The sequence below is a fragment of the Neorhizobium sp. R1-B genome, from assembly GCF_004368875.1.
Lineage (GTDB): Bacteria > Pseudomonadota > Alphaproteobacteria > Rhizobiales > Rhizobiaceae > Neorhizobium > Neorhizobium huautlense.
The window spans coordinates 23,473-32,995 of the sequence record NZ_SOEM01000035.1 but is presented as its reverse complement, the minus strand read 5'-3'; the positions used below and the strand labels follow the sequence as shown (position 1 = coordinate 32,995).

At 61.5% G+C, this 9,523-nt stretch carries 8 protein-coding genes; 4 read left to right on the top strand and 4 right to left on the bottom strand.

Features of this window, described 5'->3' with window-relative positions; genetic code table 11:
* A partial coding sequence (locus EDE05_RS27070; RefSeq protein ID WP_208325237.1) for a hypothetical protein occupies positions 1-232 on the top strand: 232 nt, incomplete at its 5' end.
* 179 nt (positions 233-411) lie between these two features.
* On the opposite strand, the gene EDE05_RS25530 is transcribed toward EDE05_RS27070, so the two are convergent.
* From EDE05_RS25530 to EDE05_RS25515, 4 genes are all read right to left on the bottom strand, one after another.
* Positions 412-1,965, bottom strand: coding sequence for a class I SAM-dependent methyltransferase (locus EDE05_RS25530; RefSeq protein WP_134103237.1), 1,554 nt, complete (start codon positions 1,963-1,965; stop codon positions 412-414).
* A 117-nt stretch (positions 1,966-2,082) separates the two neighbouring features.
* On the bottom strand, positions 2,083-2,997 hold the full coding sequence (locus EDE05_RS25525) for an SDR family oxidoreductase (protein ID WP_105374837.1): 915 nt from the start codon (positions 2,995-2,997) through the stop codon (positions 2,083-2,085).
* 325 nt (positions 2,998-3,322) lie between these two features.
* A complete protein-coding gene (locus EDE05_RS25520; RefSeq protein ID WP_205839383.1) occupies positions 3,323-3,793 on the bottom strand; it encodes a DUF2147 domain-containing protein in 471 nt (156 codons plus the stop codon).
* 410 nt (positions 3,794-4,203) lie between these two features.
* Entirely contained in the window at positions 4,204-5,127 is a 924-nt protein-coding gene (locus EDE05_RS25515; RefSeq protein WP_205839382.1) for an AraC family transcriptional regulator, read from the bottom strand.
* Positions 5,128-5,258: 131 nt separating this feature from the next.
* Here EDE05_RS25515 and EDE05_RS25510 point away from each other — a divergent pair, with 131 nt between their 5' ends.
* From EDE05_RS25510 to EDE05_RS25500, 3 genes are read left to right on the top strand one after another with little or no spacing between them, the layout of a single operon-like run.
* Complete coding sequence (locus EDE05_RS25510; protein WP_348631533.1) at positions 5,259-6,626, top strand: MFS transporter; 1,368 nt, start codon at positions 5,259-5,261, stop codon at positions 6,624-6,626.
* 3 nt (positions 6,627-6,629) lie between these two features.
* Positions 6,630-7,094 (top strand): (2Fe-2S)-binding protein, encoded by a 465-nt coding sequence (locus EDE05_RS25505; RefSeq protein ID WP_105374835.1) that lies wholly within the window; start codon positions 6,630-6,632, stop codon positions 7,092-7,094.
* 10 nt (positions 7,095-7,104) lie between these two features.
* Entirely contained in the window at positions 7,105-9,426 is a 2,322-nt protein-coding gene (locus tag EDE05_RS25500) for a molybdopterin cofactor-binding domain-containing protein (protein ID WP_112799894.1), read from the top strand.
* Positions 9,427-9,523 lie beyond the last annotated feature (97 nt).

Genomic DNA, 9,523 nt, shown 5'->3' with positions numbered 1-9,523 from the left:
GGCTGTGTTTCAGGCTGTGCCGGAGACACGTCGAGTGCCCGAATTTCGGTCGTGGCAATCATTGCTATTTCCTATCACCATTGACGTCTGGGCTCTACCGGCCGAGACACGAACTGTTGGTGCTTCGATCGGCGAACGACGCGGCGTTACGAAGCGTAAACAGCAAGTGCACAACGGTGCCTTGGTCTTAGAAGAATTCGAACCAAGTTTTCCAACTCAGGATGAAAAATAAACGAAGTTTGGCAGCGCAATCGCCAGAACTTTCTCGGTTGCCTTGAACTCAGCCTCGTCTTCTCCATGCGACGTCTGGGTGACGAGGAATAGGATATGCGGGGGCTCACAACAAACGATACCTGAGATTGGTTGAGCGTCATGTCTCGCGATTGGCAGCGGATGTCCCATCGGGAGCTATCATCCCTTAGTGTCATCAATGATCTGCAAGGCTTGCAGAAGCGGTCGTCCAAACTTCAGGAATTTGTTCGCTAAAATTCTGATTTCCTCTAGATTCTCATGCTTGGATTCGATCCTTTTGCCGTCTCTCACAAGGCGTTCGCCGATGCTGTCCAGGAAATCCCACACATAGCCGGTCAAGGCCGCGGCGCCGGCTTTACCCTCGCTGGCGGCGAGGACGAGCAGCTGCGTCATGTGGGTGAGCCCGATCCCGCCTCCGGTCACGGGCGATACCATGTGGTGCAGATCCATGCTGACAAGCGCCCGCTGCAAGATGTACCGGTTCAGCGCCCTGCATTGCTCCTTCACTCTCTCCGAAGGTATTTGCGCCGGGGCCACAAATCCGGCGCCGGTGAGTACAGTCAGGTAATCTACGACATCCTGAGTCGTGAGATTTCGCAGCTTGTTATGTTTGAAAAGTTCCTCGACGCGTTTTGGCCTGTAGCCCTCCTCGGCCAGGACCTCGAGGATCAAGTCGTATTTGCCGGAGGGCAGTGCCACCTCGCCCCTGGCACACGCGATCTTTTTCGGGACATCAATTTCTGGGATCACCAGCACGAATGCCAACGCGTGCCAGACATCGCGATGTTCCCGACTTGGAAGTAGCCTTGCCCCCTTGACGAAGATATCGGTCCGGAAGCGCCTGTTCACCAGATAGTCGCGGACCGTCTCGCGCATGATCGGATGACGGATCTGCGAAACGAACTTGATCCCTTCCTCATGGAGCTGAAAGGCATCTATGCCATCGAGCAGCCGCGCAGAGCCGACATATGTGAGCTTGGCGTCGTCCAGACTCCGGATCATGTCCGAAAAGTGCTCAAGATGCCAATCCGCGTTCATATATTCGTGGCCGAGATAGTTGCGCCCCTGTTTCGTCAATTGCTCCACATGATGCCTGGCGAAAGGGTTGTCCCGAAAATAGAACGATCCGGCCTTTGCGATCTCTTCCGCGAACTGCACCGCGCCTTCGATCATCTCCATCGGTCTCGACATCCTGCCGCCGCCATAGTCCTGATAGAGAGACATCAGCTGGCGGATCGGCACGACCGGAGCCCAGCCGGGCAGGCAGTTATAGCTTATATAGGCGATCCCTCCGGGACGGAGTTTGCGCCTGATGATGTCGGTTACGGTCTTGCGGTTCTTTTCCGATACCCAGCTCCAGATCCCGTGTAGCGCTATGACATCGAAGTCGGGAAGGCCCTTCCGGTTGGCAAACTCCTCGAAAGAGTCGTCGAACAGATGAATGTCCGCTCTTGAGGCATCGGCCAGTTTGCAGGCCTCCACGACTTGCGCCGGATTGAAGTCGGTACCCCAGTAGGAACCGGAAGACGCCGCGGCGAGCATGTTGATCGTGACACCCTGCCCGAAGCCAAGCTCGAGATAGGAAGGTGCATCGGGAATCTGCGGCTCGATCGCGTTGCATAGGCATGCCAGGCGCAATAGGGCCGGGTTCATTTCCGGATAATATCCATGGGTGTAGTTGAGGTCGGTGAAGTAGCCGTACGACCATGCCATCAGCAAATCTCCAGGACACGTTCAAGGCTCGCGCCCGCCGTCCTTCGTTGTTGGTTTAGAAAGGAAGCAACCGACCAGGGATACGGCACGGGACAAGCCTTGAGCACGCACGGCGGTTTAAGCGAATGTCGCGCCGGTCAGCGCCAGGGATATATCCCAGAGGCGCGCCGCCGCGACGGTATCCAGCGCCTGTTTCGGAGGCGTCTCCTTGACCGGATAACCGCGGGTGCCACCCAGCCTGTCGGGTCCGTAGTACGCTCCGTCACGCGCCGCCGGGTCGGTCGCCGCATAGAGCGTCGGCAAAGCGCCCTGGCAGGCGGGCTGGAACAGGAACGGCATGAAACGGCGCAGCATTCCGGGCAGGCTCCACCGCCCCGAACCGTTCACGATCAGGTCGGTGCGTGTGAGGCCCGGATGGGCCGCCAGGCTTTCAACGCCCCACCCAGCCGCCTTGCTGCGCCGGCTCATCTCGAAGGCGAACATGATGCAGGCGAGCTTGGACTGGCTGTAGACCTGCATCGGCTTGTAGCTGCGCTCGGCCTGCAGGTCGTCGAAGTCGATCGCGCCGCCACGCGCCGCCACGCTGCTGAGCGTCACCACGCGCGGATTGAGGCCTTTTTTCAGGAGCGGCAGCAGATAGGCGGTAAGAGCGAAATGACCGAGATAGTTCGTGCCGAACTGCAGCTCGAAACCGTCCTTCGTTTCGCGCCGCACCGGCGGTCTCATGACTCCGGCATTGTTGATCAGAAGATCGAGGCTGTCCTGCTCCTGAGCGAGCTTCGCCGCGAAGCCGGCGATTGAGGCCAGGTCGGCGAGATCCACCTGGCCGAACCGCACCATAGCGCCAGGGACGGCTTGCCTGATACTGGCCACGGCTTTGACACCCTTCTGAGGATTGCGGCCTGCGATCACGACATCGGCGCCGGCGCGGGCCAGAGCCAGCGCGTCTTCGTAACCCAGCCCGCCGGTGCCGGTCACGACCACCGAAACGCCGTGCTGCGAAGGAATGTTACTGGTCGTCCACTTCGTCATCAGTGATCCTCATCTCGGCAATGCAAGATCGAGCCAGGTGTGGCTCGACGCGCTACGTTCATCTTCGTCACCAGCATGCCCATACCGTCTTAGATCTCCATGCCCAAAGGCGCGAAAAACCTGCCTGATCCTACAATCTCGACTGCCAGCAAGCATTGGTTGCGATCCCTCAGTTCGACGTCCCAAAAGCTTTCGGGTCGCTCCAACGCACCGCGGCCTAGGAAAGTCGCCGGCGGACTGGCGTATTCCCGCCCGATACTCGGTTATCGGGATGCTGGGCCGCCTTTGTTCGTCGCGATGTTTGTTGAAGTTGCAGCAGGGCGCTTCACCGGGCGCGGTGCAGCACTATGGTCCGGCCGAGCGCGGGTGTCCCCATGTAGACGCGGACCTCCATTTTCTCGCCGAGCAGGGCTGCGCGGGCGTTTGCGGAGCGGCCGTTGGCTCCGCTGTACCAGCTTCCATCTTCCCAACGCAGATCACGGGGGTCCCATTTGAGGTCGGTCAGAAAAACAATACCCTCGAGCGAACGGCCCCGGAGGTTCGGATCGGGATTTTTGGTATCCTTCTTGAATGTTTTGCCATCCGCCTCCATCAGGAGTTTTCCGTAGAGCATGCGAGCCGAATAGCTCCCGCCCGCTTCGAACATCTCTATCTTGAGGATGCCGTCCTCCGCCTCCCAGACACCGACGATCTGGTCTGGCGACGACGCCTGTGCCAAAGCATGGCCGACCGAGAGACTGGTCAATCCTGCAGCGAGTGCGGCGGCGAGCAGCGGCCTCTTTGCCGATTTCAACATATAGGTTCCTTTCCGATATTTGGGGCGTGCGATAGCGACAGAAGCCATGCCGTCCGGGATACTTGGCGGCCCGATGATCAGCCTCAACTCGGCGCGGCGCGCGAGGCTGAACCGATCCGGACCATTTCCGAGGCAATGCACTGCGAACTTAGCGGTCAGCCACGCGGGGACGAATGCCGATTTCCGTGAATTTCTTGCCTGATCCTCTATCCGCACTGTGCGAACTGACCCAGGCATTCCTGCTTCAGTTTTTGCCGTGATAGGTCACGCGACAGATGCCCGGCCCTCCGGAAGCAAAGCATCCGCCCGACGAGCTTCGGCTGAGAACCTTCTATTGCGGTAGCGGAGGAGCATCTCAGGGATCGCTTCGCGCCGCGGCGGCACGGGTGACCTTTTCCATAGATCCGCGCTTAGGCGCGGCGTGCCTTGCGGCTTGCGTACTGGCTATACATACGCTGGTGGTTCAACGCGTCCTGCTTTGGCGCAACGCCGAACATTCGCGAGTATTCGCGGCTGAACTGCGACGGGCTTTCGTAGCCGACCTTGTAGGCCGCTTCCTCGACGCTTGCAGCTTCCGCGACCATTAGGCGTCGCGACTCAAGAAGGCGCAGCTGCTTCTGGAACTGAAGTGGCGTCACCGAGGTGAGCTGCTTGAAATGCTGATGAAACGATGACGGGCTCATGTGCGCCACCTCCGCCATCTGTTCCACACGCAGCGTCTGGGTGAAATTGGCGCGCAGGAAATAGATCGCCTTTGCAATCCGCATGAAATTCGATTCCGGCACGGCCAGGCTGCAGAGTTCCGCGCCGTGCGGGCCGGTCAAAAGCCAATAGCAGATCTCCCGCATGACGGACGGGTAGAGGATCGGGATTGCCTTCGGCGTCTGAGACATCCGGATCAGGCGCAGCACACATTCAGCCAGAGATTCATCGACCTTTCCGACGAACACCGATGGACCGGGCATGGCAGGCGGAGCGGGTGGCATCTCCAACTGCTCCAGCACCTCGCGCAGCATGTTCACGTCGAGATCAATGGTAAGGCCGATATAGGGCGTCTGCTCACTCGCCTCGATCACCCGCCCGCTGGCCGGCATTTCCATGCTGACGACAAGGCACTCCATCGCCCCATAACGAAGTGTCTCCTCGCCGAACAGAATTTCCTTTGCGCCCTGTGCCACGACGCAGAGCGACGGACGATAGATCTGCCGCAGTGGCATCCGCTGCTGGTAGGACCGGATGATGTTGACGCTCTCGATATGCGTCGGAAACAGGCCCTCACCGCCGCCCTGGCTTTCGATGTAGCTGGTAATTCCACCAAGAAGCGATGACGACACGCGAACCTCCGTTTGGTTTCGAGGCCAGCGCAGAACTCGCCCTTCCGTCGGCAGGGTATCGCCGCTTGTAGGAATAGGCAAATTTATTGAGGTATTCGGCATTTTGGTCATGGGAGACTTCCTCTAGCTTGATGACGTCACTCACAGCCAGGGAAGCACACAACATGACAGGAACGGCTGCGCCGTCAATAGATAAGAAAGCTGATCTTCCCAATAAATCGAAAATAAATATTGATGAATATTTCGATGGTCGAAGCGTAACGGTACTGCTTATTACGTTGTTTCTTGTTAGCGCCATTTCCCAGGTCGACCGGATGCTTCCCTTCGTCTTGGCCGAGTCCATCAAGGAAGATCTCGATCTGAGCGACACCGAGATTGGCTTACTCACCGGCATTGCATTCGCGGTCTGCTACACGCTGCTGTCGATGCCCCTCGCCCGCGCCGCCGATCGTGGTTCGCCCCGTTCCGTCCTCATTTTATGCCTCTTGCTCTGGAGCGCGATGACAGTGCTCGGCGGCCTCGCCATGAGCTTCCTGTTCCTGGCTTTCACGCGCTTCGGTGTCGCGTTCGGCGCGGCCGGCGGAACGCCCGCCAGCCATGCGATCATCGCCCGGAAGGTACCGCCCGAGCGCCGCGGCCTGGCTCTTGGCATTTTCTCCATGGGCATCCCGCTCGGCACTATGATGGGCTTTGCCGTCGGCGGCGCGATCGGCGATACGCTGGGATGGCGTGCAGCGCTGGTGGGCGCTGGCGTTCTCGGCATGTTCATCGCCCTGCTGGCGCTCGCCGTCATACGCTCTACCCCGCCGCTCAAGCGTTCGGCCACCGATAGCAAGCCGTTCCTGAAGGCGAGCCTGCAACTGCTTTCGTCCCCGTCATTTCGTTGGCTGTTCATCAGCTCTGTCGCACTCGGCTTCGCCGCAGCGCCATTCTATGCTTTTGCAGTTCCCTTCCTGATCCGCACCCATGACTACAGCGCCAGCGAGGCTGGACTTGCGTTCGGATTGCTGCAAGGCCTGATGGGGATTTGCGGAACGCTGGCAGGCGGGCGCCTGTTTGACCGCGCGGTACGCTCCGGAACCGGTCGGGTCCTCGGGCCGCCAGCCATCCTGTTGATGATCGCAAGCCTTACGACGACCGCCGCGCTGTTTACCCCGACCGGGTGGCTTTCCATCCTCCTTTTCGTCCCCGGCATGTTGTCCTTCGCATTTCTGCTGCCCTGGTGCTTCGGCGCCGCCCACCTGGTGGCAGGCAAGGGCAGGGAGGCGATGGCGACGAGCCTCGCGATGATTGGCTCCGGTCTTTTCGGTCCTGCGCTCGGACCTCTCATTGTCGGCATGATCAGCGACGCGGCGACAACGGCGCGGGTGCCGAACGGCATTGGACTGGGCCTGCTCATCGTCCCGGTTGCAGGCATCCTGACCGGCATCGCCATGCTGATCGCAAATCAACGCATCGCTGCCTTGCTGGGACGGCAATCAACCCTGGTGGAGGTCTGAGGAATGGTTTCTCTCATCGTCAATGGATCGCGGATGGACATCGAGACGGATGTCGACAAACCCCTCCTCTGGGTGCTTCGTGAGAACCTTGGATTGCTCGGCCCCAAATATGGTTGTGGCATTGCCCAGTGTGGGGCCTGCCGCGTCCTCATCAACGGGGAAGCCACCCCCTCCTGCGTGACACCGGTCGGCTCCGTTGCGGGCGCCTCCGTGGTGACCGTGGAGGGGCTGAGTCAGCCAAACGGCACTCTGTCGGCCGTGCAGCAGGCCTGGATCGATGAGCAGGTGCCGCAATGCGGTTTTTGCCAACCCGGGTTCGTCATCGCTACGACGGCGCTATTGAAGGCGACCCCGCGGCCGACCGACGCCGAGATCGATGAGGCAATCACCAATATCTGCCGATGCGGTACCTATCCGCGCATCCGCCGCGCGATCCATCGCGCCGCCGCCCTGCTGGCCGAGCGCTGAGGAGACCGTCATGCCTCGTTTTCTCTCCCGTCGCGGTTTCCTGCTCACCGGCGCAGCCCTTGGCGGCACCGTCCTTGTCGCCGCTGTCGGCGGTGTCGGCTATCTCGCCAGCGTCGATGTCGATGGGCTGGATGGCCATCTGGATGGCGAGCGAGCCGTGCTCAACGCCTTCGTGGTCATTCATCCGGACAACCGGGTGGTCGTCAATGTGCCGAAAACCGAGATGGGCCAGGGCATCCATACAGGACTTGCCATGGTGGTGGCGGAGGAACTGGACATCCCATTCGACGACCGCATCAGCGTAGTTTTCCCGACGGAGGCGCATCCAGCCTATTCGACCTGGTTCAACGTCCTTCAGATCCGTCCGGAGGAAGCGTCGGGACCCGCTGTCTGGGTGGGTCGCCGCGTGCTGGGGCAACTGGGCTTCATCGCCACCGGCGCGTCAGGCTCGACCATGGGTATGTGGCACCCAATGCGCGTCGCCGGAGCGTCGGCCCGCCACATGCTGTTGGCGGCGGCGGCGGCTCGACTGAATGTGCCGGCCATGGAGCTTGCCACCGGCGACGGGTTTGTCCGTCACGCGGCTTCCGGCCGGCGCCTGTCCTATGGCGAGCTTGCTCACGAGGCCGCCCTGTTGCCGCCACCCGATCATCCCGCACTAAAACCCACCTCCGAATGGCGGATCATCGGCCGGTCGCAGCCTCGGGTCGATATACCTGCCAAGATTCGCGGCGAACCTGTCTTTGGCATGGACGTCACCCTGCCCCACATGATCTACGCCGCCATTCGCCATGCGCCCGTCTTTGGCGCGCAGGTGGCTCGCATTGCAAACGAGGCCGCGGTGCGTTCCCAGCCTGGCATCACGGACGTGACGGTCATCGATGGGCGGAAGGTGGCAGTGGTCGCCGGTTCCTGGTGGCAGGCCGAGCAGGCCGCGCGTCTCCTCGAAATCGATTGGACCTCAACCGATGCGGACAGTGTCAGCAGCGCCGAGATGTCCGCGCGACTTCGGTCCGCGTTCGAAAGCACGACCCCATACGAGCATATCAACGACGGTAACGCGGCTTCCGTGATCGCCGACGCCGTCACTTCGGCGGTGATAGAAGCCGACTACACCGTGCCATTCCTTCCCCATGCCTGCATGGAACCCATCAATGCGACGGTACTCGTCCGTGACGACGGGACCGCAGAGGCATGGGTCTCGTCGCAATCGCCGATGGCCGTCCGGCGGGGCGCTGCCCGAGGCGCCGGGCTGGCGGGCGTCGAACCGATTTCGGTGACCTGCAACATCACGATGAATGGCGGCGCCTTCGGCCGGCGCAGTGATCAGGATGTGGTGACCGAGGCGGCCTTCCTCGCGGCGCGGCACCGCGGCCGGCCGGTCAAGCTGATCTGGTCGCGCGAGGAGGACATCGGCCGCGGTCTTTTTCGTAGCCACGCCGCCGCGCGGCTGCGCGCCGCCCTCGGGCCGGACGGCCTGCCGGTTGCATATGATGCGCTGGTCGCGGCGCAATCGATTACCCAGGGGATCGCGAGCCGCAACCTACCCTTCACGCCCGGCCCGGACGGGGATCGTCTGTCGGTCGAGGGGCTGGACAAGCTGCACTACCCCATTCCGAACCGGCGGGTGCGCAGTCAGCATGTGCCCAGCCATATGCCGATTCACTTCTGGCGGTCGAACGGCTTCTCGTTCAACACCTTCTTCACGGAGAGCTTCATCGACGAATGCGCCCAGCGCGCGGGAGCAGACCCGCTTACCTATCGTCGGGCGCTCCTGCGCGACAAGCCCCGGCATCTTGCGGTGATGAACCGTGTGGCTGAGATGGCCGGGTGGGGCACTGCCCTGCGACCGGGCCAGGGCCGCGGCATCGCCATCGAGGAGTGCTATCGCAGCGTTGTGGCGCAGGTGGCGGAGGTGACGGTGGCCGCGAACGGCGAAGTCCGGGTGAACCGCATCGTCTGCGCAATCGACGCTGGCCTGGTGATCAACCCGGACGCCGTCGTCGCGCAGATGGAGGGCGGCATCAGTTTTGGACTGACCACGGCGCTGATAAGCGCAATCACGCTCGATGCCGGCGCGGTGGTGGAATCCAACTTCCACGATTTCCCAATGCAGCGCATCGCCGACGCACCCGAGATAGAGGTCTCAATCATGGAAAGCACGGAGCCGCCCTGTGGCGTGGGCGAGCCGGGCGTGGTGCCGGTCGCAGGCGCGATCGCCAATGCCATCCATGCAGCCACGGGCCGACGGATACGTTCGCTGCCGCTGGCCGTCACCGAGACCATCGGCGAACGCCGAACACGGACCGTCTTGCCTCCCGTCGCAACGTGAGGCGTGTGTACTCGTCTCGGATCAGGGATGCCCCTGCCCTGCGATCCGACGAGAGCCGTCACTGATAATGTCGACCTGCGGGCGGCCTCTGGAACCA